The organism is Moorena sp. SIOASIH (genome assembly GCF_010671925.1).
Taxonomy (GTDB): domain Bacteria; phylum Cyanobacteriota; class Cyanobacteriia; order Cyanobacteriales; family Coleofasciculaceae; genus Moorena.
This window is the reverse complement of the sequence record NZ_JAAHIH010000001.1, coordinates 563446-587697: the sequence shown is the minus strand read 5'-3', so window position 1 is coordinate 587697 and position 24252 is coordinate 563446. Positions and strand designations below refer to the sequence as shown.

Genomic DNA, 24252 nt, shown 5'->3' with positions numbered 1-24252 from the left:
ACCCTGTCACCAACTTGATTTAAACCGACAATCTTAGCCAGCGATTCAAGGTATGATGGAGTCGGTCTGATAATGAGGGTGGAGGTAAGGTTTCTCCAAGCCGTTCCCACTTTTCTAACAACTGACGACCCAAAGGTGTCAATCGAAAACTATCCGTAATTCCCTGACCGTCTACTTCTCTACGTAATACACCCACTTGAATCAACCACATTAAATCGTTTTCTACTGCCAATTCCGACCTAGGGCGCGTTGTGTAGTTTCTCTCCACACCTTCAAGACCTACTATAGATAAGAGTGGAACACTGCTAGAACGCATCGCTGCCAATAGAGGCATTTGGAATGGCAAACAGCGCATTGCTTGCTCTGCACGCTTAGTAGTTCGGTCAGGATATTGAATAGGCTGGCTACCTTGAGACTGAATTGAAGTTCTTGCCACAGTTACTAAATCTCAGAACTATACTGACCGCCTTTTCTTTCTATATTAAGGGTTTTTTGACAGACTTTAAAGGTGCTTATGTATAATGGTTCTTTAATACGTAAGTCCTATTAGTGTAAACTTTATACATAAGTTCAGTATATTTCTATAGGAAACAAAAGTTATGGCTCTTCAAGTTGGCATGGATGCACCAGCATTTACTGTCAAAGACGACGAAGGCAATACCGTTTCACTGTCCGACTTTGGGGGTAAAACTGTAGTGCTTTATTTTTACCCCAAAGACGATACTCCAGGATGCACCAAGGAAGCCCAAAGCTTTCGGGATAACTACACTGAGTATCAAGGTAAAGACATGGTGGTACTTGGGGTCAGTATGGATGATGAGGCATCCCACAAACAATTTAAGGAAAAGTATGGTCTGCCTTTCACCCTGCTAGCGGATACGGATGGCGCAATTAGCAAGGCTTATGATGTTGATGGTGGGGGTTACTCCAAGCGGGTAACCTACATTATCAACGGCGAAGGCAAAATTACTCACGTTGATGAGACCGTAAAAACGGCTACCCACGCTCAAGATATCTTGGCAGCCATGGGCTAAACTAAGTCAAAAGCCTGAAACTTCGTCTAAATTTTTGTGAATTTGGGCGAAGTCATGACTATTTATCTAATCTCTATATAGATAATCTAGAAACTAACCTATCCCCTTGGTGCTGGAGCTGTTAGGTCCTCGTGAGAATCCTGCTAGTAGAAGACGATGAAGGTATTGCCAAAGTGGTAACGGCAGCGCTAGCTAGTCAACATTATCAGGTTGATCTAGCTACAGATGGGGATGAGGGGATAGCACTAGCAGAGATATTTAAGTATGACTTGATTTTGCTAGATTGGATGCTCCCCAGGCTCACGGGGATTGATTTGTGCAAGCAGCTGCGAAACGCACGCGATCGCACTCCGATTATACTGCTCACTGCCCAAGACACCAGCACTAACAAAGTCGAAGCTTTAGACGCAGGAGCGGATGATTATTTAGTCAAGCCCTTAGACATACCTGAATTATTAGCCAGAATTCGAGCAGTGCTGCGCCGCAGCAGCACCCCCCTACTCCCGGTGCTTGAGTGGGGATTACTGCACCTTGACCCCAGTAACTGCCAGGTCAGCTACGATCAGGAACTATTACATCTGACACCTAAGGAGTATGGTCTAGTAGAGCTGTTTTTACGGAATCCCCACCGCATCTTTAGCCAAAGTTTCCTGCTAGATAATCTCTGGTCTTTTGAAGAACCCCCTACAGAAAATGCCGTTAGAGCTCATATCAAAAGTTTACGGCGGAAACTCAAGGAAGCTGGAGCCAAAAATGATTTAATTGAAACCGTCTATGGCTTGGGTTATCGGCTCAGACAACCGCCTGAGAAAGGTTCAGGTCAAACAAAGACTGAGAAAAACAAAGGCAAAAAAGCCGGGAAAAAGACCCCATCTAACCTGAAACACTCAAAGGTCAAGAGTGATAGTTCCCTTTCCCCAGTCCCTAATGCTCAATCCGAAGAACCAAAGCAATCAGGATTAAGTGCCATTTGGCAGCAGCAGAAGTCAAAGTATATCAAGCGGGTCAATGTATTGGAGCAGGCGGTGACGGATTGGCGAGATGGTAATCTTACCGGAAAGTTGCGACAGGAGGCTTTACGGGAGGCACACACCCTAGCCGGTTCCCTCGGTAGCTTTGGATTTGATCAAGCCTCTCTCAAATCCCGTGAAATTGAGGAGATATTGCAATCTGGGAAAAAAGCTAGCAAAGAGACTATAGCACATCTGTCTCAACTAGTGGTAGAACTACGACAAGAACTAGAGACCGAGGATAACCTTCCAAAACCTACTCAAAGTCAACCACTACCCACTTCCTACTCCCGATTCCCGATTCCCCACTCCCCACGACTACTGATTGTGGATGATGATTTAACACTAGCGCAAGGGTTGGCATCAGAGCTAGCAGCCTGGAAAATTCAGGTTGAGGTGGCGGGTGATATATCTCAAGGGAGAAAAGCAATTGCTGGTAACCGCCCCGATGTGGTACTACTAGACTTGTGTTTTCCTGAATCAGCGGGAAATGGTTTCGAGCTGTTAGAAGAACTGAAAACAACTGAGCCCCCTGTACCTGTGGTAGTATTTACGGCTCAAGAGAGTTTTGCTGAACGAGTCAGAGTGGCTCGTTTGGGAGGAAGGGGTTTTCTTCAGAAGCCTGTAGCACCTCAAAAGGTCATGGCTGCGATCGCTAAAGCGTTGCAACAATCCGGTCCACCACAGGCAAAGCTATTGATTGTTGACGATGACCCTCAAATCCTGGATCAGCTACGCACTGTGCTAGAACCTTGGGGATTTGAATTGACTTTGCTAAACGATCCACAACAGTTCTGGGAAACCATAGAGCAGTGTAGTCCAGATTTACTGATTTTGGATGTGGAAATGCCGGAGTTTAGCGGTATTGACCTGTGCCAGGTGGTACGCAATGACCCTCGCTGGGGTGAGTTACCCGTGCTGTTTCTATCAGCTGTTCAAGATGCTGAAACTGTGCAGCAAGTGTTTATGGCAGGGGCAGATGATTACGTACAAAAACCAATCAGGGCACCGGAGCTATTAGCTCGGGTGTTGAATCGCATTGAGCGCAGTAAACTAAGGATAAGAACGATAGCACAGAAGAATCAAATGTTGTCAGATAAATAAATAACTCTGGTCAGTTAGCTGTCCGGCAAAATTCATCCCACACCTATGCTGCGCATTAGGTGTGGGATGGATTTTGCACAGAGTATGTATGGAATTGCTATAATATATCTACTGATAAACAAAGCCGAACGCGCCCCGCGTGGCCTACGGCCTTAAATGCTGGTTTGTCAGCTATTTACTAGGGAAAAAATCGAATTTTTGTATTGTTCCGGCGGGTCGGGGCATCCCGGAGACGAAACCTTAGAATAGGGTTTGAAGTCTCCGTAAGGATAGGGTCGCCTTATTACAAGAGACTTAACCCTATTTTGCATGACCTACAAACTATAAAGGCGACCCTATCCTAAGAATTCGTCTCTGGCCTTAATCATAAAGTTTTAACTCTTTACGCATAACCGACTAACCATAAAGGCTGCCCCAGCGAGGGATTGCTCGCTGGGGTAACTTCTGACCGTGTCGTTAATAAAGCAAGCCTACGTATCCGTTCGCGCAGCGTCGGCGAAAGCCGATACCGTTGGGTGGAGTTGGCTTCAAGCCTACACGCTCACTCGTTCCCGGAGCGGCTCTGTAAGAGCAGAGTCAGTGTAGGAGTATGCCACTGGACATAGAATTTAGAGATCGGACATAGTAGAGTTGATCACATTTTATTCACAGTTGATGGTTAACGGTTGACTGTCAGCAATCATGTCAATTGTCAACCTAATTATGATCAATTTCTTTGACTATCTCCTATTTGCCGAAACGTTTATTCTCCAAGGCAACTGCTACCTCCAGCAGCCTAACTTGATCTGGCTGCACCTGATCAGTGATTCCCTAATTACCCTAGCCTACTATGTGATTCCCATACTGCTAGTGTACTTGATTAGGCAGCGGCAGGATCTGCCTTTCAAGGGACTCTTGATTTTGTTTGGGGCGTTGATTATTGCCTCTGGCACCACTCACCTGATGGAACTATGGACGCTTTGGTATCCAGCTTACTGGCTATCAGGCTCTATTAAAGCAATTACAGCTATAGTTTCTGTCTACACTGCCATAAATTTATTCTCTGTTCTACCTCGAGTCCTCGCTTTTCCCAGTCTGGCTAGGCTTGAGCAGCTCAACCAGGAGCTAAAATCTCAAATTGAAGAGCGTATTTTGGCAGAGCAATCCTTACGAAAACGTGAGCAACGCTGGCAATTGGCACTACAGGGAGCTAATCAGGGAATTTGGGACTGGAACCCCAAAACCAATGAAACCTTTTTCTCCAGCCGATGTAAGGAAATGCTGGGGTATGATGAAAACTACGACATCGGAAACTATAACCATCAATGGCGGACACACATTCATCGCGATGATGTAGACCAGGTGATAAAAGCCATGAAGGATCACTTGGCTCAGAAAACCCCCTATTACGTTCAAGAGTATCGCTTACAGTGCAACGACGGCAGCTACAAATGGATTCTTGACCAGGGACAAGCACTTTGGAATGAAGCAGGTGATGCAGTGCGGGTGGTTGGCTCAATTACGGATATTAGCGTACGCAAGCAGACAGAAGAAGCATTTCAAGAAAATGAAAAGGCACTTAAGTCCAACGAAGAGCGGCTCCGAGCAATTATGAGTTCTCTTCAAGACGTGGTGTGGTCAGTATCACTGCCTTCTGGGATACTGCGCTATGTTAATTTAGCCTTCGAGCAAGTTTACGGTCGCCCAACTTTCGAGCTATTCAGCGATCAAGACAACCTATGGCGACAGTTTATTGTCCCAGAAGATTTTGAGCATGTTGAGAAAGCATGGCGAGCTGTTCAAGAAAATCGTCGTGAATCGTGGGATTTAGAATATAGAATTCAGCTCAGTAATGGAGAAATTCGCTGGCTGAACGATCGCGCTCGTGTGGTTAGGCGTGATAATGGCACCTCTGTACATCTTCACGGCATCACTACGGATATCACGGAGCGTAAACAGCAAGAAGCTCAACTGCAACAACTCAATCGAGAATTACAACAACTCAATCGAGAATTAGAAATTAGGGTTCAACAGCGCACAGCTGCTTTACTCGAAAGCGAACAACGATTCCGTTCGTTGTTTGAATCTGCCCCAGATTTTATCCATATATTAGATACTCAGGGCATGATTGAGCAAGTGAACCCGGCTGTCATCCACCAGTCAGGTTATGCTGAATCAGAATTGATCGGTAATCGCTTAGAAGAGTTCTTTACCCCCACATACCAAAACATTTGCCAGCAACAGTTTCCAGTTTTACTGGAGCAGGGAACCTATCGTCAAGAAATTGAGTTTGTCTGCAAAAATGGGACAATTCTTACCACAGACTACTCTTGTTCAGTGGTTCATGATACTCAAGGAAACATTAGCTATATCTTAGTGTTGCAGCGAGATATTACTTCACGTAAACGATTTGAACAAGAACGTACCCAGTTAATTGCTAGCTTACAGGAATCAGAGCGACGGTGGCGCAGCCTTCTCGAACATGTGCGACTGGTGGTGGTGGGACTAGACCGACAGGGTAAAGTGGAGTATGTCAATCCCTTCTTCCTAGAATTGACTAAGTACACAGAAGCAGAAGTTTTAGGCAAGGACTGGTTTGAAAACTTCCTGCCCAATTCCCAGCAAAAGTCAGTACAGCAATACTTCCAGGACATCCTAGATCCAGACTTTCAACCCCACTATCAGCACTCGATTCTCACCAAGTCAAAGCAAGAAAAAATCATTGCTTGGAATAATACTCTACTCCAAAATGTCCAGGGAGAGGCAATTGGCACCATGAGTATTGGGGAAGATATTACCGAGCGCTACGCTATTGAACGGATGAAAGATGAATTCACCTCCGTGGTCAGCCACGAACTCCGTACCCCCCTAACCTCAATTCATGGTGCCTTGAACCTGTTATCAACTGGTCTAATTCAACCTCAGTCTGAACGAGGACAGCGTGTAATTGGCATTGCCGCTGACAGTGCTGAGCGTTTAGTGCGACTGGTTAACGATATTTTGGAGCTGGAACGTCTGGAATCTGGTAAGATCCGTTTGTCTAAGCAGCCAGTGAATGCAGCTGAGTTGATGGTTAAAGCTGTTGATCAGGTGCAGGTGATGGCTAATCGAGCTGGGATTAAATTGGAAGTCTCGCCCCAAGCTATTGAATCTGAGATTGAATTCGAGGCTGATAGCGATCGCATTATTCAAGTCATAACCAATTTACTCAGCAATGGGATTAAATTTTCAGACAGAGGTTCTAGCCTATGGTTAACAGTGGAACTGCAACAGCCAGAGGAACCAGAAACCACCTCACCCCCTGACCCAAACAGTGCCATGATCTTATTTACCGTTAAAGACCAAGGTAGGGGAATTCCGGCTGACAAACTTGAAAGTATATTCGGGCGTTTTCAACAGGTTGATGCTTCCGATGCCCGTAAAAAGGGAGGGACGGGTTTAGGGTTAGCGATTTGCCGTAATATAGTGGAGCAGCACGGAGGCAAAATCTGGGTTGAGAGTACTGTTGGTGAAGGCAGCAGTTTTTATTTTACCTTACCGAAAGAAACAGCAGCAGCAGAAGGTGAGAACCATGACAACTAAGCGCATTTTAGTGATTGATGATGATGATGGGGTTCGAGAAATCATCCAATTTTCTCTAGAAGCAGCAGCAGGGTGGGAAGTGTTGACAGCTGCTTCTGGTAAGGAGGGATTAGCTAAGGCTGAGGCAGATCAGCCTGATGCTATTCTGCTAGATGTAATGATGCCCGAGCTGGATGGACCGGCTACCTTTCGACAGTTACAAGCTAATGCAGTAACGGCGGACATCCCAACAATTTTGCTAACAGCTAAAGCTAGGAGCAGCGAGCAAAAGCAGTTTCTAGATTTGGGGGTAACTGGAGTTATTACCAAGCCGTTTAAACCTATGGAATTGGTCGAGGAAATCCAAGGGATTCTTAATTGGCTCGATTGAGCTATCGGAGTGCTAGATTTTATTGAAACTCCGAAACCGGCAGCAAATCATAAGGAACTGGATTAGGATTAATTGCTGGCAAACGCAGTTCTCAATTGGGTGAGGTAAAAAGATTCCATAGCACTCACCTTTGATATCTTACCGATTAGCCATAAGTTAGCACCCTACCCAATAGACCTCTTGCAAAAATAACTAAGCAATCATTTTGGATAGCTTCTAAGTCAATTTTGACACCTATTCCCTATTCCCTATTCCCTATTCCCTGACTTCTGCCGCGAAGTCTAATCACAATATCTTCACATTTGCGCCCTAATTTCTATTTGTAGGTAAGTTAAATAGATCTTGGGTTCAACTTCGGGGTATGGGTATCATTTTTTCAAACAAGAGTAGCAGTTCCAGTAATTGTTCCAGCGCCACTCCTTTGGATCAATTATCCCTGAGTCCCACGATCAGTCCCACGATCGATTTAGCTTATCCTCACCACCCAGAGCACCAGAGGAGACAAACGTTCACACCAGTTGTCCTGGGTATCAAGAGTTTGCCCTTGACCAAGGAACGAGATATGGGTACCACCGACGCCCAGGACTATGAGTCATACATCGCATTAGCTGTGGATGTCTTTCAGAGTCAAGACTCAACATTTATCAAATCTCTTAAAGACTTTCTGACTGTTTTACCCAGTCCCACTTATATTGAGCAAGTCTTACTCGCAGCAGTTTATCGACTACCAGAGACTAACCTTGATGCTTGTCACTGGCTATTGGGTCATCCCGATTATTTGATGCCCGAACTTGACTTAGTGGCAGTAGCGATGACTGTCGCAATCAATAAGCTTCAGGAGCAAGGGTTAGTGTTGGATCAAGATTTTAGCGTTGAACCAAATGGTAGGTTATCTGTCAGTACTCTGGCAAAAGATAAATTATGGTTCGGTAGCTCAACTAGCGATCGCCTCTTGCTAGAACAGATTCTGCAAGTTGGGGATTAATCTTGATCATGAATTTATAAAGGCTGGAGCGATGAACAAAACAATTTTATTAATTGAAAATGATAAACTGTTGCGCTCAAATTTCTCAGATTTACTGGAATTAGAAGGCTTTAATGTCCTTACTGCAGAAGACGGTTGGCTCGGTTTAACTTTAGCTAAAGTTGTCCGACCTGATTTAATTATTTGTGAAATTAATATACCATCAATTGATGGGTATGAGCTTCTCCAGATATTACGGGATAGGATAACTACAGCGAAAACACCGTTTATATTTCTAAGCAGTCAGTCAAAGGAGGATGGCTATGCTCGAGCTAAGCAACTGGGAGCCAACGATTATCTAACCAAACCTGTAGAGAGTCGGGAACTATTAGCAGCAATTAATCAGCAGTTAAGAATACTTCCCTGTAAGCATTCAGCCATCAGCGGTCAGCCGTCAGCTTATTTTATTCAAAAGCACCTCAAGTAGCGATGCAGAGGTGCGACCCGTGGCGAATTTAATTCGCCTACGGAAAACGCACCATTACGGTCTTGGGGAGGCAGTGCGGTCTTGGGGGTTCCCCCCATGAGCAACTGCCGTGGTTTCCCCCATGAGCGACTGCATCAAGACAGCGTGCCCATAGCCCATAAGCACCTCAAGTACGGTAGCCACAGGCCAATGGCTAATGGTTGATAGCACCTCAAGTAGCGTGCGCGTAGCGCATTAGCTGATAGCTGATACGGGACACGCTGATAGCTGAATGCTTACACTTCCCTTGACTTAAAACAGGGCTTAAAACACGCTATATAATATTAATTAATAAACCGGTTTACAATAATAAACCGGTTGGCAAAAGGAGTGTAAACGATGGTTAAAACCCTTGTTCACGTAACTACACCGATAGTGATTCAAGAAATTGAAAACGTCTTAGCAACTTATCCGGAGTTTCCTTATCAAGAAGTGTTTTCCCAGTCTAACATACGCCAGGATTTAATTGCTTATGTCCTGAACCGAATTCCGAATCATTACGAAGCCATAGACAAGATTGAACCATCATCAAAAAGCCAAGAATTACAGCAGTTATCCTCAGAGCAGAAGCTGTATTTAGAAAACTGGATTCATACAGGAATCTATAATATCTTGCACTGGGATAATTTCCCGATGCCCCAAACGTTTACCTCAAGGTCTATCTCCTCTGATTCCTTAGCTTGATTTCCCAAAGTTTATATCTATAAATAGCAGTTCTCAATTGGGTATTGAGAACTGCGTTTGCCATCTATGGTATGACCTGTAAATCAAATGATTAAACGAACTTGATATCAAACCTGATCCACACCTGAGCCAAAGTCTCTAAGATTATCGGTAACTTTCGGTGATGTACCACACACTGACGCTACGCTTTCAGTGTGGGCTTCTGATGCTCATAAAGAGCGGTCAGAGCTTCCTGCGAGGTACTATTAGTAGTAGATTCAACAACTACAGGCTTCCCTCTACGGCGTTTTATAGTCGGGAACACATCCAGCCCGACTCGCTTTATGTTGATTGATGCGTTGACATCTCTATCGACAATCAGCTTTAGTTCCTCATCGAAATACTCTCGCATATCTCGGTCGGTGAACACAAATTCATCTCGATAAGAGAGGAGTTGAGATGTGTAATTTGGCTTGACTTCGACTACACTGGCGCCCTTCTTTTGCGGCTACCTGACCCAGCACTTCAAAGAACTGACCAAAGGCTGCATCTAGCCAAGACTTGTTAAGTCCTGATTTTGATGATTGACCATTGGATAAGAACGTACCATCTCGCCCTCGTTTAGGAGTATTGCGACGAGTTAAACCCTTGAGGTTCAGCTTCTCGTGAAAGAAGACTTTCTTACCTGTATTCACCAGTTGATGAGCAGTTTTGTACTGGAAATCTTCACGACTCCTAGCTATCTGTTGATGAATACGGGCTTCCCGTTTTGCTAGTTTACGTCTGGCTTTACTTCCTTTTTTACGCTTATTTTTCCGTTGAGAAACTTTGGTTAACTTGTCTTGATTCCGACGAAGTGGTTTAAGCGAGGGGAGTTTCTTGCCATCGGATATTGCTAGATAAAAGCCTCTATCTAGAACAGCATCCATTCCAATTGAGTTTTCCCAAGTAGGAATAATGTCATCAGGGTTGAACTCCGGCACGGACTTATCCTCTAGGCTCAGGTTGCAGTACCATCCGTCAGCTTTCCTTGTAATTGATAGCTGTTTTAAGTTTGCACTATCAGGTAACGGTCTGTGTATTCTCAGCTTAATCAAACCAATTTTAGGAACTTGAACAAACAACCATTTTCCGTTAACAGTACAGAACTTTAACCAAGAATTATAAGCATTTGGAAAGTTTAACGTCCGATATCTGGCAACATTCTTAAATCGAGGCTTGCCACTGCGTTTACCATTTTTGTCACCTGCTATAAACCTGTTAAAAGCGTTTTTTACTCTTGTACAGACATCTTGCAAAACAGTTGAATAAACCTCAGTAAAGTCTATCAACTCTCCAGACCATCCAATCTTAACCAAGTCTTTCTTGATAACTGGAAGTTGCTTTTTCTGGCTGTATAAATTGGGCTGATCTTTAAGCTCCGGAAGGTAACAGATTAATGGACAGGCATTGACCGGACATCTATTTTTCTCCCACCAATCAAAACGCTCACCCAACATCCGGTTATACCAATATCGACCAACTCGCAGCCACTCGTTCAGTGTGAGTGTTTGTTGAGTCTCTGGATATAGTCGATATTGATACGTGTATTTCATTGGTGTTAACTTTTAAGCTACACTGATTATAGCAGACAACAGCAGGATTTTTATGAAGAATGACTTTTTATCCAAGGGTCGGTCTGTCTCTGACCTTAAAGCTCATCTCGTCTTGACGACCAAGTATCGTCGCAAAGTCTTTACTGGTGAGATGATTAGCCGTTTACATGAAATTTTTGAAAACTTACTTGAACAACAAGAATGATCGCTTGTTAGCCTTGATGGGGAAAAAGACCATGTTCACCTGCTGTTCCAGTATCACCCTGACATTCACCTGAGTAAACTGGTTAACTCATTGAAGAGTGTCTCAAGCCGAAAAATAAGAGTAGAATTTGGTGAACAACTAGCCAGAATCTACTACAAAAAACCTGTATTGTGGAATAGTTCTTACTTTATTGCTAGTTGTGGTGGCGTTACTATTTCTACTCTTAAAAAGTACATTGAAAACCAAGACACTCCTGAGATGAGCAACAAAGACCCTGCACAAAATTCATCCCACGTCTCAAAGCGTAGCGTGAGCGTGGGATGAATTTTGTCAGAAGCTAACCCCAGATGTAGCAGGCTGGTTTTCTGGATATTGGTTTTCTGGATATTGGTTTTCTGGAGATACTACTTGGGGATTGCGCAACCGTTCCAACTGTAAACGCCGAAACTCAGAAGCAGCATCGTTTAGTCTCTGAGACTGTCCCTCAATGAACTGATCGATATCAACTGTACCCAATTGGGCATTATGGATTAAATCAAAAGCGTTGAAACCACTGTCTCCAAACCCCCCAAACGTGTCTTGCTCGTTAGGATTATTAAAATTTTCATCCGCTCGAATAGTACCTGTAGTTTGGGCAGTAGCGGATCCGTGTAGTAACGCTGTAGTAATGCCAAGGGCTACACTCAATACAGCTACAGTAAAAACAGATTGGTTGCTGATCGTCATATAAATCCCCCCTTAATGGATAAATCTCGCTGGTCTACTGCTATAGAGTTATATATAGTTAACCTGAGTTAACCTGCACAGTTAACCTGCACAATTGTTACAGGTTCATTTTGGATCGTTGACGCGACCCTGTCAATAGTCAACCCTCAACCCTCAACCCTCAACAAAAAGTTATCAACTAAACTACTAGATTATTGCTAGACTTAGTATAGTAATTTGTTATACTTTACTAGCTATAAATAGTTGAGGTAAGGCGGTGCCTATGCCTCCAGGTTTTTATGATATCACTCCAGTTAAAACTCTCCTAGAATTATTAATAATTCTGGGAGTAACGTTGGATGTACATACCCCACCAGTATTCCTACAACTTGACAAAGCTGTTGCACAGGATTTCCCCAGCATTCCGAAACAGGATTGGCGCAGTGGTGTCAGGTTTCGCGTCCGCAAAACTTCTATTGCTAACCAACTCTTTGAACAAGGTATCCAACAATTTCGTCAGGGACAGTTTCGTGAAGCCGTAGCCACCTATCAACGAGTCTTAGCAATTCGTAGACAACTAAACGACAAAGCGGGTGTTGCTGCAACTCTCAACAACATCGGTCAAGTGTACATCGGATTGAGTGACTATCCAAAAGCGTTAGACACATTGCAGCAAGCTTTGATAATTCGTCAAAAACTAGAAGATAGTAGAGGACAAGCAGAAACCCTTAATAATATAGGCTTTGTTTATCGCCGTCTAGGAAACTATTCTCAAGCACTAGGGTTACACCAGCAAGCCTTGGAGATGGCTACCACTATTGGTAATCGTGATATCATCGGGGAATCCTGGCATAATATTGCTGCAATTTATGCTAATCAGGGTGACTATGACCAAGCTTTGGAGTTATACCAGCAAGCTTTAGGGATTCGTCGGGAAACTAATAATCCCTTTGATGAAGGACGCACCCTTAATAATATTGGTGGAGTTTACTACAATAGTGGTGAGTATTCCCTAGCCAGGGATTTCTATCAAAAAGCACTGGTGATTGCTAGAGAAATTGGGAATCGAGCAAGTGTTGGACGAATTTATAATAATTTAGGATTGATTGCTGGTCAGACTGGTGACTATACACAGGCGCTAGAGTATCATCAACAAGCCTTGGCTATTCTTAATGAGTTAGGAGATAAGGATAGTGTTAGTTATACCCTTAACAACCTTGGCACCGTTTATGAAAATCTCGGAGAGTATGATCAAGCCTTGACATCCTACCAGCAATCTTTAACTATTGCTACTGAAATTAACAATCCCGCCAGGGAAGCTAATGCTCTTGATACTATTGGTGGAGTTTACTATAATCGTAGTCGATATTACCAAGCTTTAGACTATTATCAACAAGCTTTAGCGATTCATAAAAAAATCGGTAATCCAGCTAGTGAAGCGAAGACGCTCATTAATATTGGCGGTGTTTATGAAGGTTTAGGACAGTACTCCAAAGCCTTAGATTTTTTGGAACAGGCTTTAGCAATTTATCGGGAGATAGACAATAAATCAGGGGTTGGACTGACTATTAGCAGTATTGGTGTCATTTACGAACGCCTCAATCAGTATCCCCAAGCTTTAGCATCCTATCAGCAAGCTTTAGCCATTGCTCAAGATATTAATAATCTTATCAGTGAAAGTAATACTCTCAATCAGATTGGTGGTGTTTACTCCAGTATTGGTCTGTATCCTAAGGCGATAAATTCTTATCAGCAAGCCCTAGCGATCGCACAAGAGATTGGTGATATAGCAGGGGAGGGTCGGATTCTCAACTCTCTTGCAGGTACTTATGTTAATACAGATCAAGATTCCCAAGCCATGGCATTGCTGCAAGAAGCTTTGGTAATTTTTCGAGATATCGGTGACCGTTCAGCGGAAGGAATTACTCTCAGCAATATCGGTCAAGTGCTGGAAAAACAGAAGCAACCTGAGTTAGCCATCATTTTCTACAAGTTATCGGTTAATCTGACTGAACAGATTCGGGACGAGTTAAAACCACTTCCTCAAGAACAACAGCAATCCTTTACACAAACTGTTGCTAATACCTATCGTCATCTCGCTGACCTATTGCTGCAATTTGACCGAGTGATTGAAGCTCAACGAGTGCTGGATTTGCTGAAAATTCAAGAATTAGAGGATTACTTGGGTAATGTCCAAGGCAATGAACAGACACTCGAAGGGATTGGATTGCTGTCTCTGGAACAGGGGATTAGCAACAGGATTAATTCTCTACTCAAGAGGACGGAGTCCCAAGATAGTAGCCCATCATTTGAGCAATTTATCTCCAGTCCTGATGTGGTGAAACTGGTGCAACAGCTAAGACGACAAGCCAGAGAACAGCGTCTGGATGTCAGTTATCTAGACATTTTGCAAAATAGCTTGCGCCAGCTTGAGCAAAACGCTGTGTTGTTGTATCCGCTAATTCTAGAAGACCGTCTGGAACTGGTACTGGTTACTGCTGACTCATTCCCTATCCATCATTCGGTAACGATCAATCACGAACAACTCAAGGATGTGATCGCAAAATTCCGTCGCGCCATCACTGATAGGATTAGAGTCAATCAGGCCAGAGCAGAGGCACAAAAACTCTATAACTTGCTAATTAAGCCCATTGAAGACAACCTTACTAAAGCCCAAGCTCAAACTATCCTCTATGCTCCAGATGGTATATTGCGTTATGTTCCTCTGGCTGCGCTCCATGATGGGGAGCAATGGTTAGTTGAGCGCTATAGTATTAATACTATTACTGCTGCTAGTTTCATTAACCTCAATAATCACCTTCCTAGGCAACCCCGGGTACTATCTGCTGCCTTTACCTCAGGGGAATGTGAATTCCAGTTAGGGAAACGTCCGTTTAACTTTTCTGGCTTAAGGTTTGCTGGTGTTGAAGTAGAAACTATTGCAGCTCTGATTCCGGAGACTACAAAACTGTTTCAACAAGACTTTAAACCTAGCACTATAGTTGAGCAGATCAACAACAACAATAACAACTACAATATTGTTCATCTAGCCACCCATGCTGCTTTTTTACCAGGTCAACCAGAGGATTCATTTATCTTATTTGGTAATTGCGAGCTGGCTACGCTCCGAGATTTAGAAACCTGGAACCTCAATGGTGTGAATTTAGTGGTGCTTAGTGCTTGTGAAACTGGTGTTGGTGGAGTTTTGGGTAATGGTGAAGAAATTTTAGGCTTTGGTTATCAGATGCAACGCTTAGGAGCACTAGCAACCATCGCTTCCCTCTGGTCTGTTGATGACCAAGGGACACAGGTACTAATGGATGCTTTTTACCAAACCATGCTTAAGGGTAATATTACCATAGCGGAAGCATTGCGTCAAGCGCAAATAGGCTTGATCAACAGTCATTATAATAGTCCTTATTACTGGGCACCGTTTATTATGATTGGCAATGGCTTTTAGTAGTTCTCAATTGAGGGAGTAGGGAGTAGGGAGTAGGGAGTAGGGAGTAGGGAGTAGGGAGTAGCGATGCAGCGCTGTCTTGGGGGTTCTCCCCATCTCCCCATCTCCCCATCTCCCCATCTTCCCGCGTTCCGTTGGCAAGGGTAACACGGGCCTAGGGCTAAGGCTCTAGGGAGAAGAATTACAACCGGCGGCTCAGTAGTGGAGAAATTGCGAGTAATACGACTGTGCTAAAACCAAGCAATATCAACAGGGATTGGCCAAAGGTAATAGATGCCCAGGGAGCCTGCATCACAAGGCTACCAAAAGACCAGTCATTGTGGAGATAGAGATAGCGAATTGGTTCAATGGCATAGCTGAGGGGGTTAAGACTGGCTACCACCTGTAACCATTTGGGCATGAAGGAGAGAGGAGCAAGGGCTGTGCTGGCAAACAGTAGGGGTAAGTTGGTAACAAAAATGACTGCAATTAGTTCAATGTGACCGGGTAGGGCAAATGCTAGTCCTAGACTGAGGGCTGTGACTCCCACCACTAGCAAGAATACAATCAAGGCAATCATAACCAGACCGCCTAGGTTGGGTAAACCAGCTCCTAAAAAGGCACTGGCGGTGACAATTACCACAGTTTGCAGCAAACTCAGAGCGATTATATATATGGCTGAGGCTGCAACAATAGAGAAGCGAGATACTAACGGAGCTACTAGTAAGCGGTTGAGGAAACCAAATTCCCGGTCAAACATGACAGGTAAGCCAGCATTGAGTGCTCCAGCAAAGGCGGTAAACACAATCACACCTGCACCGAGGAATTTGCCATAGCTCAAACTCTCGCCAAAAATCCCTTGAGGAGCGTTTTGGAATAATGCCCCAAATAGGATTAGCCACATTAGGGGCTGGATAATACCAGCCATTAAGGTAGAAGGTCGCCGTTGCAGCTGAATAAACAGGCGTTTGGTTAGGGCAAGGGTTTCTTGGATAAATTCACTTACACCAGGAGTATCACTGACTGGGATTGGTGCAGTAAGGTCTGGTTGCCAGTTAAAGTCTGATTTAGGAGGGGTAAGGATTTTACTCATATTGATTCGTGGCATCATTCAACTCCAATTCCCCTCCCGTTATACCCGTATTAAGCAGCGTCTGGCACTGCCAGTAAGGGTTAGCGGGAGACGGGGCGTATAAAGTGCGGACTTGGAGACTGAATCTGTTGCGCTTTTTGAGAATCTTTGCTAAGATAAACACATATTAATGCACTTAAAAGGTGCAGGTTTGTGCGCAAGCTGAAAAGCCTCTGCTAAAAGCATAAATCAAAAATCTCAAAAGTAAGCCCAATAATTTTATTGGAGGGTAAGCGAGGCTGTTTGGCTCAGCCATTAAGAGTTTTATTCTCTTAAGAATCCTTGGCTATAATATTCGGCAAAGCCGACGCTGCGCGAAGGATTTAGCGATGGGAGTGTCAAAGATTCCTACAATTGATTCCTAACAATAATTTGAGCAATCTGTATTTACTCTCCACTAACCACTGCCCTATCTGTCTTTTAGGCCATATTTTGTTTCCGCTCTGCCTTCGAATCCCGTTTCCCAGCCTCAGCCAGTTCAGCATCCATCAGGGTTTTACCTGTGGCGGCCAGATAGACATCATCTAGGCTAGGTCGCGACTGAGCAATCCCAAAGGTGGGTAAACTAACGTCTTTTAAGGCGTGCTGAACCATGATTAAGGCATTGCTTTGGGGTTTAACCACAAGGTTGAGGGAATTCCCCTGATTGCTGTTAATAATGACCTCTTTCACAAAGGGCAGAGACTTAAGCATATCTTTGGCTTGCTGGGCTTCTTCAATGGGGGAGAATTCCCGGATGCGCAGGGTAATGCGATCGCCTCCAACACTATCTTTTAACTGAGATGGTGTCCCCTCAGCTATGATCATCCCTTTGTCAATAATTGCCACTTGGTCAGCTAATGCGTCTATTTCTTCGAGGTAGTGGCTGGTAATTAGTAATGTGGTTCCTGAGTCCCGCAGCTTTTGCAACAGTTTCCATACCACGAATCTGCTCTCTATGTCAAGACCTACGGTGGGTTCGTCTAGCACTAAAACATCAGGTTGGTGGAGTAAGCCAGCAGCTAAGTCCAGCCGCCGACGCAGACCACCGGAGTAAATGCCAGTTTTTTTATGGGCATACTCCTTGAGCTGCAAAATGTCAAGGAGTTTATTGATGCGTTTTTTGGCAACTGGTTTGGGAATATGATAGAGGTCGGCTTGCAATTGAAGTAGTTCTTGACCAGTGAGTACCTTATCTAGGGCAACTTCTTGTGCCACATAGCCTATGCGGCGGCGTGCTGCCCTAGGATTGTTCAGTACTGAAATGCCAGATACCTCAATTTTTCCAGCGTCCGGTGCCGTGAGAGTGCATAGGCAACGAATGGTGGTGGTTTTCCCGGCACCATTAGGACCGAGTAAGCCAAAAATTTGACCCGGTTCGACTTGGAAGGAGATGTCTTTGACAGCGTGGACATCTCCATAGCGTTTTTGGAGGTTCTGGATTAATACAGCAGCAGCCATAAACTTTCCCTATGCCGGTCAGGGATACACAAATCTCAACACTTGTTATTGTAGCCGGTTGCGGTGGTTAGGGGTAAACGGTGAGGAGTGATTGGGTGTATATTGACACTCCCCGTCCTATAAGAACGGGGATTCTCACTTCAACGAGCCAACTTGCTCAGCCAGGCCGGAACCAGGAAGAGTAGAGGTCGATTCTCCATGAGCTTTTGGATCTATGATCCAGGTTCCGGTGTGCCCCACCGTACCCAAGGCTCTTCTTAGAATGTTTATTGCTGCATTGTGGTCGCGATCCAATACACACCCGCAAGAACAAGTATGAGTTCTAGTTGATAGTGATTTCTTGACAACTTTGCCGCAGCTGGAACAATTTTGACTAGTGTAGGCAGGATTTACTGCTATTGTCTGTTTCCCAAACTTTTGACCAAAATATTCCAGCCATTTTCTGAATTGGTACCAACCTGCATCATTGATAGACTTGGCAAGACAATGGTTCTTTACTAAGTTCTTAATTCTCAAGTCTTCGTAAGCGACCACATCGTTAGAGTGGATTACGCAGCGCGCCAGTCTCTTGGCGTGCTCTTCACGCTGCCTACTTATTTTGAGGTGTGTCCTGCCTAGTCTATTAATGGCTTTCTTGCGGTTAGCTGAGCCTTTCTTTTTACGAGAAACCCTACGTTGATAAAACTTTAGCCTCTTTTCTCCATTACGATAAAACCTAGGATTTGGCTCTACGCCTCCCTTCGAGTCTGTATAAAAGTCTTTGATTCCTACGTCCAATCCAATATTGGTGTGAGAAGGTTCCAAGGATTCCTTGACATCAACCTTGACGCAAAATTGGACATAGTACCCATCTGCTCGACGCACCAATCTAACTCGCTTTATCAGCTTTTGATCATAACGCCATAATTCCCAGGTTCCTTTTAGTTTCAGTTTTCCAATCCCTTTCTTGTCCAATAAATTTATTGACTTAGCATCAGGGGACAGTTTCCATCCCGATGTTTTGTATTCAACTGATCGAGAAAAGTTTTTAAATTTAGGGTATCCCTTCTTCCCGGGAACTTTCTTTTTACATTTATCGTAAAACCTAGAGATTGAATAGTAAGCTCTTTCTACGGAAGCTTGGCAAGCATGAGAGTTTAGATCTTTGACAAAAGAGTATTCAGCTCTTAGCCACGTGTTGTGGCGATACAAGTCTTTCTGCCCTATACCTTTATTGTCCATCCAATACCGAATGCACTTGTTGCGGACAAACTGACCTGTACGGATCGCCTCATCAATCGCAGCATATTGAGTTTTCTTCCCTTCGACCTTGAATTCTAAGACTCTCATTTTTTGACGTGGGACAACTTTACGTAAAAGTATAGCACAAAAAAAAGAAAGCCGTCCTAGAAGGACGGGGCTTGAAACCCAAATTTTTGGTCAAGCCCCTGGATGCGTTCGCGTAGCGGCTCGTACCGAGCATCGCGAAGCGTGACCATTCGCGTAGCGTGGCCTAAAGGCCAAGGTCAATCCCATACACTCAAGCTACTCTCAATCTACACTCAATCTATGGCGTAGCTGTCTTAAGTTGTCACGGATTAGTCATCACTAACCTTTTCACAGAGGCAAAAGCACCAGCCTAACTCACCAGCGGCAATTGCCTCCTGGGTTTTCTTAAAGGCAGCGCTCAAATCTGGATAGCCCTCCCGAGCCAGCTCGGACACCAATTCGTAACTCTTTTTCAGGTGTTGGCTCAAGTCCTTGATCTGCAAAACGTTAAATCCGATCTGAGTGAGTTTTTCTGCATAGACTTCGGGGCTAAATGTCGGCTCAAACAGCAGTCGGTTGTAAACGTACTTGCGGGCTGCCTCACTAACTTCCTCAATTGGTGTTACCAAGTCATCAAACAGGAAGATGCCTCCTACCCCTAGGACACGGTGAACCTCCGCCAGAGCTTTATCAAGCTCGTGGATGTGGTAAAGAGCGCCTTGACTCCAGGCATGGGTAAAGGAGCCATCTGGGAAAGGTAGGTTAGTGGCTGATTCCTTTTGGAAGCTCACCCGCAAAGAGGGGAAATTACTAGCCTTAGCTCGAGCATTCTCGATATAACTGCTACTGATATCGATTCCTACTACCTCACATCCCGTTTGCTGAGCCAGCCAAACGGCAGCGTTGCCATTTCCACAAGCAACTTCTAGTACCCGGGAGTCGGCAGTAATACCGCTCTGTGCCAGCATATATTCATCCCAGCGCTTGCAGCCTGGCACAAAGTCCTCAGGCCGAGCCTTGGCTAAGTTTTCGAAATAACCCCAGTGGAGACTGCCTTCTGGATCCCAGAAACTGCGGAAACGTTGGTCTCGTTCGCGATCATCAAACAATGCCTCGGTCTGAGCTTCGGTAAATCTACTTTTTTGCATAGTTAATCCCAGTTAATTCCACGCTCTTGTTGGTTTCTGATACTGATCAAAATTTAGACTATAGCAATCCTATTTCACTTGTTCAACTGGTTCTGTGTTCAGGGTAAACCAGTTGTTGTGCCTTATAAGATTTTTAAGGATAATTTTGGTTTTCACAAATGACTTAGGATTGCTATAGTCACCCTAAATAGTATATAGTTTTCTAGGTTCCGGTGTTCGTAAAGTAAAGTGAAGCAAATGGAATCGCTTCGCGTTTTGTACACCACATACAATTGTCTCACCTACTTGAAAATACTAACAATAGGCAGGTTTAGCATATGAACATTTTCACCAAGCTTGAGTCAGAAGTCCGAAGCTACTGTCGATTGTTTCCAACAGTCTTTACCAAGGCAGTGGGAGATACCTTGATAGATGAGAGTGGGCGTACTTATATAGATTTCTTGGCAGGTGCCGGTGCCCTCAACTACGGACATAATAACCCCAAACTCAAAAAGCGTCTGCTGGAATACATTGAGTCAGATGCTATCACCCACAGCCTCGATATGTTCACCTCTGCCAAGCAGCAGTTTCTCGAACGTTTCGAGGAAGTAATCTTAATACCGCGAGGACTAAACTATAAAGTTATGTTTACCGGTCCTACAGGGACTAATTCTGCGGAGGCTGCTTTGAAGCTAGCCCGTAAAGTGACTGGTCGAAAAACAGTCATCTGTTTTACCAAAGGCTACCACGGTCATACTTTAGGTGCCCTAGCTGTTACACCTAATCCGACCTATCAAAAGGCTGCGGGCATTCCCCTCGGTAATGTCTTAACGGTTCCGTTTGAGGATAAAAATGGCACCAAAGACGACAGTCTTGATTACTTAGAAAAACTGGTTGATGACCTGAGCCTAAATCAGGAAAAACCGGCAGCTGTTATCCTAGAAACCGTTCAATCTGAAGGCGGGATTAATGTTGCTAGTGTTCCTTGGCTTCAACGCCTTGCCCAGATCACTCAAGAGCGAGAAATTTTGCTAATTGTTGATGATATTAAAGTGGGATGTGGTCGAACTGGTCCTTTCTTTAGCTTTGAGCGGGCAGGGTTAAAACCTGATTTAGTTTGTCTGGCTAAATCTTTAAGCGCCTATGGAAACCCGATGGCTGTGGTGCTAATTCGACCTGATTTAGACTGTTGGAAACCAGGGGAACACAGTGGTACTTTCCGAGGCAATAATCTAGCCTTTGTGACTGCCACAGCTGCTCTCGACGAGTACTGGGAGACAGATACTTTTGCCCAGGAAATCGCGGACAAAGGTGAGGTAATGAAAAAGCGACTCAAAGACATGATCGCTCGTTATCCAGAAGTCGGGGGTGAACATCGAGGACTTGGTTTGATTCAAGGAATCGCCTGTGAACAAAAGGGGCTGGCTAAAAAAGTTAGTAATGAAGCTTTCAAGCGGGGTTTAATCTTTGAATCGATGGGAGTGAACAAAGAAGTGATTAATCTTCAGTCTACATTAACGATTGATCCCGACACTTTGACCCAAGGGCTAGATATTTTGGAGGAAAGCATTGGAGCTGCGCTCTCAAACTGAGTTTGTCAAACCGGCGGCTTCTAAAATTTCTGCCAACACTTTGCCATGATATTCCCAGGGTAAAGTCTCAATTGTGAGAGCTTGCAATCCCGTATCTCCATCTATCGCTGCTCCCTCATTAACCAGAGTTGTCAAAATCTGTTTATCGGTCTCTAAGGTTAATCCCTTAGTTAACTTAGATTTTAAGTCCGGTCGGAGTAAAGCAAGAGCAGTGAGTAAGCCCATTGCTCCCCAATTTGATACACCGCAAACGATCGGGTGATGGCAAGGAATATAACAGGCGATTCGTTCTCCATGCTTGATGTTTTTGGCAATTAGCTCTTGAGAGAGTGTTCCCATACCAAGTTCATTGCCCAAATCACCAATGCCGATGGAGATGATTTCACTGAGGGTAAATAGGAAATGTAAAGGAGCAGTATGAACAGTGATATCATCCCCATTTATATTTCGGACAGTACCATCGTAACTCGGGCCTGCTCTTTCAATGGAGATAACATGGGAAACTGGTGGTTCGGCACTTTTCCATAAATTCACAATAGAAGAAACGGAGGGATCTTCTGCACTCCCTGCATCGACAGGAACTACATCAAAAGGAATTTGAGCAGGTATTCCTGCAGCCCGAGCAGCAACCTTGACAGCATTAAGACATAAAGGATCGGTAACCAGACGTACAGGGATTCCAACTCTAAGTAATCCCGCTGCTAGGTGAGCGCAACCGATGGGGCCATCATTTTCCGCTGCCGGAGGAGTGCCGTGGGGAATAAAAAAGCCTGTAATAATAGCCACATGGGGGGATGGATGTTCGGCAATCGAACGAGCTGCACCAAGCAGCCCCCCCTTGGCAGCTTCCACAAGGGGCTCTATACCATTACCTATATCCCGTCCACAGATGTTTTCAATTTTTTCTATCCGGGTTAAGACTTCTGGAGAATTTCCAAATGCAGCAGTCATAAGGGATTAAACCGATGCTCCTAAATCAACTAATTTTTTAGAGACTGTCTCATGCATAACTTCGTTAACACTATTTTCGAGGAGGTCTAGCCCTTTCTCTAATACTTCTTCAGGAATTGTTAAAGGCGGCAGACATCGAATCACCTGCCCCTGTGCGCCAGCTGTTTCCATGATTAGCCCATTAGCAAAGGCTGTCCGGATGATTTTATTAGCTAGGTTTCCATCTTTGCAGTCTAAGCCCTGAATCATGCCCCTGCCTCTAACGGAAAAACCGGCCTCCCAGTTATTTTTTGCGATCTGCTCCAATCGGAGCTGCATTATAGTTCCTTTCTGTTTAACGGAGGCTGACAAACTGTCGTCTTGCCAATAAATTTCCAAGGCTGCTTTGGCGGTAACAAAGGCTAGGTTAGGTCCTCTGAAGGTGCCGCTGTGTTGACCTGGTTTCCACTGGTCTAATTCTGGTTTGATCAGTACCAATGAGAAAGGAAGACCGAATCCACTCAAGGATTTGGAGATAGTAACAATGTCAGGGGAAATACCTACTTGTTCAAAGCTGAAAAAGGAACCAGTCCGTCCGCATCCCACTTGGATGTCGTCTACAACTAAAAGCACATCATGTTTACGACAGACTTTTTCAAGCGATCGCAACCACTCAAAGCTGGCTACATTGACCCCACCTGCTCCCTGAATTGTTTCTACAATCACTGCTGCTGGAAGCGCTACTCCACTACCTCTGTCAGAAAGGACTTTGTCTAGGTACTCTGTAGTATCAATATCCGAACCCAAGTACCCATCATAGGGTATAAAAGTTACGCCTGTGGTGGTGAGTCCTGCAGCGTCTCGCTGGGAAATGTTGGCAGTTGTTGCTAAGGAACCTAGGGTTACGCCATGATAGCCATTGGAAAAGGCAATGACCGTTTCGCGTCCCGTTATGTTGCGGGTCAGTTTTAGAGCTGCTTCTACAGCATTGGTTCCTGTTGGTCCAGGAAACTGAACTTTGTAATTCAATTGCCTGGGTTTGAGGATAATGGCTTCAAAAGCTTCGAGAAACTCCTCTTTCGCTACCGTTGCTAAATCGAGACCATGGACAATACCGTCGGACTCCAGATAACCCAGCAGTCGTTGTTTGAGTTGTGGGTTGTTATGTCCGTAATTGAGCGTACCGACTCCACTGAGGAAGTCAATGTACTTAATACCTTCTTTATCTTCTAGAACAGCTCCTTGTGCTTTCTTAAACACCGTGGGAAATAAACGGCAGTAGCTTCGCACATTGGATTCCAATTGATTGAAGATTCTCATGAGTCCTCATTAGTGTTCTACGTGATGCTTTCCGCAAGCTACCTGAAAGTTTTGCTACTTATAGTACTACCCATTAAGGTGTTTGACATTGATAAAAGCTGAAAAGCTAATGCACGTCAACTTTTGCCTCTTGCCCGCCCCCCTTCTTAAGGGGGGTTAGGGGGGATTCCTCTTGCCTTGCGCGTAGCGCTATACCTTTCAACGTTGTGGCGATTCCTACTCACTCTCTCACCCATTTATCCTTTCAACAACTCACCAAATCCTAGTGTAGGAATCGCCAGGATGTC

General features: G+C 44.5%; 19 protein-coding genes and 2 pseudogenes. 10 read left to right on the top strand and 11 right to left on the bottom strand.

Annotated elements, in window-relative coordinates; genetic code table 11:
- Positions 1-19 precede the first annotated feature (19 nt).
- Positions 20-436, bottom strand: a complete 417-nt coding sequence (locus tag F6J90_RS02650; RefSeq protein WP_293090974.1) for an Npun_F0494 family protein — start codon at positions 434-436, stop codon at positions 20-22.
- Positions 437-599: 163 nt separating this feature from the next.
- Here F6J90_RS02650 and F6J90_RS02645 point away from each other — a divergent pair, with 163 nt between their 5' ends.
- The 6 genes from F6J90_RS02645 (at position 600) to F6J90_RS02620 (ending at position 8530) form a co-directional block, all read left to right on the top strand.
- Positions 600-1034, top strand: coding sequence for a peroxiredoxin (locus tag F6J90_RS02645; protein WP_293090973.1), 435 nt, complete (start codon positions 600-602; stop codon positions 1032-1034).
- Positions 1035-1165: 131 nt separating this feature from the next.
- Positions 1166-3148: a response regulator gene (locus tag F6J90_RS02640; protein WP_293090972.1), complete on the top strand. Its 1983-nt coding sequence runs from the start codon at positions 1166-1168 to the stop codon at positions 3146-3148.
- Positions 3149-3829: 681 nt separating this feature from the next.
- Complete coding sequence (locus tag F6J90_RS02635; protein WP_293090971.1) at positions 3830-6709, top strand: PAS domain S-box protein; 2880 nt, start codon at positions 3830-3832, stop codon at positions 6707-6709.
- The gene (locus F6J90_RS02630; RefSeq protein WP_008179073.1) at positions 6699-7079 is read left to right on the top strand and encodes a response regulator; all 381 of its coding nucleotides are present in this window, start codon (positions 6699-6701) and stop codon (positions 7077-7079) included. Before F6J90_RS02635 ends, F6J90_RS02630 begins: the two co-directional genes overlap by 11 nt.
- Before the next feature lie 361 nt (positions 7080-7440).
- The gene (locus tag F6J90_RS02625; RefSeq protein WP_293090970.1) at positions 7441-8064 is read left to right on the top strand and encodes a hypothetical protein; all 624 of its coding nucleotides are present in this window, start codon (positions 7441-7443) and stop codon (positions 8062-8064) included.
- 31 nt (positions 8065-8095) lie between these two features.
- Complete coding sequence (locus F6J90_RS02620; RefSeq protein WP_293090969.1) at positions 8096-8530, top strand: response regulator; 435 nt, start codon at positions 8096-8098, stop codon at positions 8528-8530.
- Between the two features lie 54 nt (positions 8531-8584).
- On the opposite strand, the gene F6J90_RS02615 is transcribed toward F6J90_RS02620, so the two are convergent.
- Complete coding sequence (locus tag F6J90_RS02615) at positions 8585-8740, bottom strand: hypothetical protein (RefSeq protein WP_293090968.1); 156 nt, start codon at positions 8738-8740, stop codon at positions 8585-8587.
- Positions 8741-8908: 168 nt separating this feature from the next.
- On the opposite strand from F6J90_RS02615, the gene F6J90_RS02610 reads away from it, so the two are divergent.
- Positions 8909-9253, top strand: coding sequence for a late competence development ComFB family protein (locus tag F6J90_RS02610; RefSeq protein ID WP_293090967.1), 345 nt, complete (start codon positions 8909-8911; stop codon positions 9251-9253).
- A 181-nt stretch (positions 9254-9434) separates the two neighbouring features.
- On the opposite strand, the pseudogene F6J90_RS02605 reads toward F6J90_RS02610, so the two are convergent.
- Together F6J90_RS02605 and F6J90_RS02600 are read right to left on the bottom strand one after the other, a co-directional pair.
- Positions 9435-9677, bottom strand: a pseudogene (locus tag F6J90_RS02605) (RNA-guided endonuclease TnpB family protein); the annotation flags it as partial.
- Positions 9667-10827, bottom strand: coding sequence for a transposase (locus F6J90_RS02600; protein ID WP_293090966.1), 1161 nt, complete (start codon positions 10825-10827; stop codon positions 9667-9669). The pseudogene F6J90_RS02605 and the gene F6J90_RS02600, both read right to left, overlap by 11 nt.
- A 52-nt stretch (positions 10828-10879) precedes the next feature.
- Here F6J90_RS02600 and tnpA point away from each other — a divergent pair.
- A pseudogene (gene tnpA / locus F6J90_RS02595) lies at positions 10880-11356 on the top strand (IS200/IS605 family transposase).
- A gap of 6 nt (positions 11357-11362) precedes the next feature.
- On the opposite strand, the gene F6J90_RS02590 reads toward tnpA, so the two are convergent.
- Complete coding sequence (locus tag F6J90_RS02590) at positions 11363-11758, bottom strand: hypothetical protein (protein WP_293090965.1); 396 nt, start codon at positions 11756-11758, stop codon at positions 11363-11365.
- Between the two features lie 262 nt (positions 11759-12020).
- Between F6J90_RS02590 and F6J90_RS02585 the strand changes: the two genes are divergently transcribed.
- The gene (locus F6J90_RS02585) at positions 12021-15197 is read left to right on the top strand and encodes a tetratricopeptide repeat protein (RefSeq protein WP_293090964.1); all 3177 of its coding nucleotides are present in this window, start codon (positions 12021-12023) and stop codon (positions 15195-15197) included.
- Positions 15198-15378: 181 nt separating this feature from the next.
- Here the strand turns inward: F6J90_RS02585 and F6J90_RS02580 are convergent, their stop codons facing one another.
- From F6J90_RS02580 to F6J90_RS02565, 4 genes are all read right to left on the bottom strand, one after another.
- Complete coding sequence (locus tag F6J90_RS02580) at positions 15379-16269, bottom strand: ABC transporter permease (RefSeq protein ID WP_293090963.1); 891 nt, start codon at positions 16267-16269, stop codon at positions 15379-15381.
- Positions 16270-16728: 459 nt separating this feature from the next.
- Entirely contained in the window at positions 16729-17748 is a 1020-nt protein-coding gene (locus F6J90_RS02575) for an ATP-binding cassette domain-containing protein (protein WP_293090962.1), read from the bottom strand.
- Between the two features lie 135 nt (positions 17749-17883).
- The gene (locus F6J90_RS02570; RefSeq protein WP_293090961.1) at positions 17884-19077 is read right to left on the bottom strand and encodes a transposase; all 1194 of its coding nucleotides are present in this window, start codon (positions 19075-19077) and stop codon (positions 17884-17886) included.
- 248 nt (positions 19078-19325) lie between these two features.
- On the bottom strand, positions 19326-20144 hold the full coding sequence (locus tag F6J90_RS02565) for a class I SAM-dependent methyltransferase (protein ID WP_293090960.1): 819 nt from the start codon (positions 20142-20144) through the stop codon (positions 19326-19328).
- 317 nt (positions 20145-20461) lie between these two features.
- On the opposite strand from F6J90_RS02565, the gene ectB (F6J90_RS02560) reads away from it, so the two are divergent.
- A complete protein-coding gene (gene ectB / locus F6J90_RS02560; protein ID WP_293090959.1) occupies positions 20462-21715 on the top strand; it encodes a diaminobutyrate--2-oxoglutarate transaminase in 1254 nt (417 codons plus the stop codon).
- Here the strand turns inward: ectB (F6J90_RS02560) and F6J90_RS02555 are convergent.
- Both F6J90_RS02555 and ectB (F6J90_RS02550) read right to left on the bottom strand, forming a co-directional pair.
- On the bottom strand, positions 21707-22666 hold the full coding sequence (locus F6J90_RS02555; protein WP_293090958.1) for a glutamate cyclase domain-containing protein: 960 nt from the start codon (positions 22664-22666) through the stop codon (positions 21707-21709). The two genes, ectB (F6J90_RS02560) and F6J90_RS02555, sit on opposite strands and share 9 nt — an antisense overlap.
- A 6-nt stretch (positions 22667-22672) precedes the next feature.
- Positions 22673-23965, bottom strand: a complete 1293-nt coding sequence (ectB, locus tag F6J90_RS02550; protein ID WP_293090957.1) for a diaminobutyrate--2-oxoglutarate transaminase — start codon at positions 23963-23965, stop codon at positions 22673-22675.
- Positions 23966-24252: the final 287 nt, after the last annotated feature.

Bases quoted from the DNA above. Each gene is read 5' to 3' on its own strand.
- F6J90_RS02645 (WP_293090973.1), top strand. From the start codon at position 600: ATGGCTCTTCAAGTTGGCATGGATGCACCAGCATTTACTGTCAAAGAC.
- F6J90_RS02635 (WP_293090971.1), top strand. From the start codon at position 3,830: ATGTCAATTGTCAACCTAATTATGATCAATTTCTTTGACTATCTCCTA.
- F6J90_RS02630 (WP_008179073.1), top strand. From the start codon at position 6,699: ATGACAACTAAGCGCATTTTAGTGATTGATGATGATGATGGGGTTCGA.
- F6J90_RS02625 (WP_293090970.1), top strand. From the start codon at position 7,441: ATGGGTATCATTTTTTCAAACAAGAGTAGCAGTTCCAGTAATTGTTCC.
- F6J90_RS02620 (WP_293090969.1), top strand. From the start codon at position 8,096: ATGAACAAAACAATTTTATTAATTGAAAATGATAAACTGTTGCGCTCA.
- F6J90_RS02610 (WP_293090967.1), top strand. From the start codon at position 8,909: ATGGTTAAAACCCTTGTTCACGTAACTACACCGATAGTGATTCAAGAA.
- F6J90_RS02600 (WP_293090966.1), bottom strand. From the start codon at position 10,827: ATGAAATACACGTATCAATATCGACTATATCCAGAGACTCAACAAACA.
- F6J90_RS02590 (WP_293090965.1), bottom strand. From the start codon at position 11,758: ATGACGATCAGCAACCAATCTGTTTTTACTGTAGCTGTATTGAGTGTA.
- F6J90_RS02585 (WP_293090964.1), top strand. From the start codon at position 12,021: ATGCCTCCAGGTTTTTATGATATCACTCCAGTTAAAACTCTCCTAGAA.
- F6J90_RS02580 (WP_293090963.1), bottom strand. From the start codon at position 16,269: ATGAGTAAAATCCTTACCCCTCCTAAATCAGACTTTAACTGGCAACCA.
- F6J90_RS02575 (WP_293090962.1), bottom strand. From the start codon at position 17,748: ATGGCTGCTGCTGTATTAATCCAGAACCTCCAAAAACGCTATGGAGAT.
- F6J90_RS02570 (WP_293090961.1), bottom strand. From the start codon at position 19,077: ATGAGAGTCTTAGAATTCAAGGTCGAAGGGAAGAAAACTCAATATGCT.
- F6J90_RS02565 (WP_293090960.1), bottom strand. From the start codon at position 20,144: ATGCAAAAAAGTAGATTTACCGAAGCTCAGACCGAGGCATTGTTTGAT.
- ectB (WP_293090959.1), top strand. From the start codon at position 20,462: ATGAACATTTTCACCAAGCTTGAGTCAGAAGTCCGAAGCTACTGTCGA.
- F6J90_RS02555 (WP_293090958.1), bottom strand. From the start codon at position 22,666: ATGACTGCTGCATTTGGAAATTCTCCAGAAGTCTTAACCCGGATAGAA.
- ectB (WP_293090957.1), bottom strand. From the start codon at position 23,965: ATGAGAATCTTCAATCAATTGGAATCCAATGTGCGAAGCTACTGCCGT.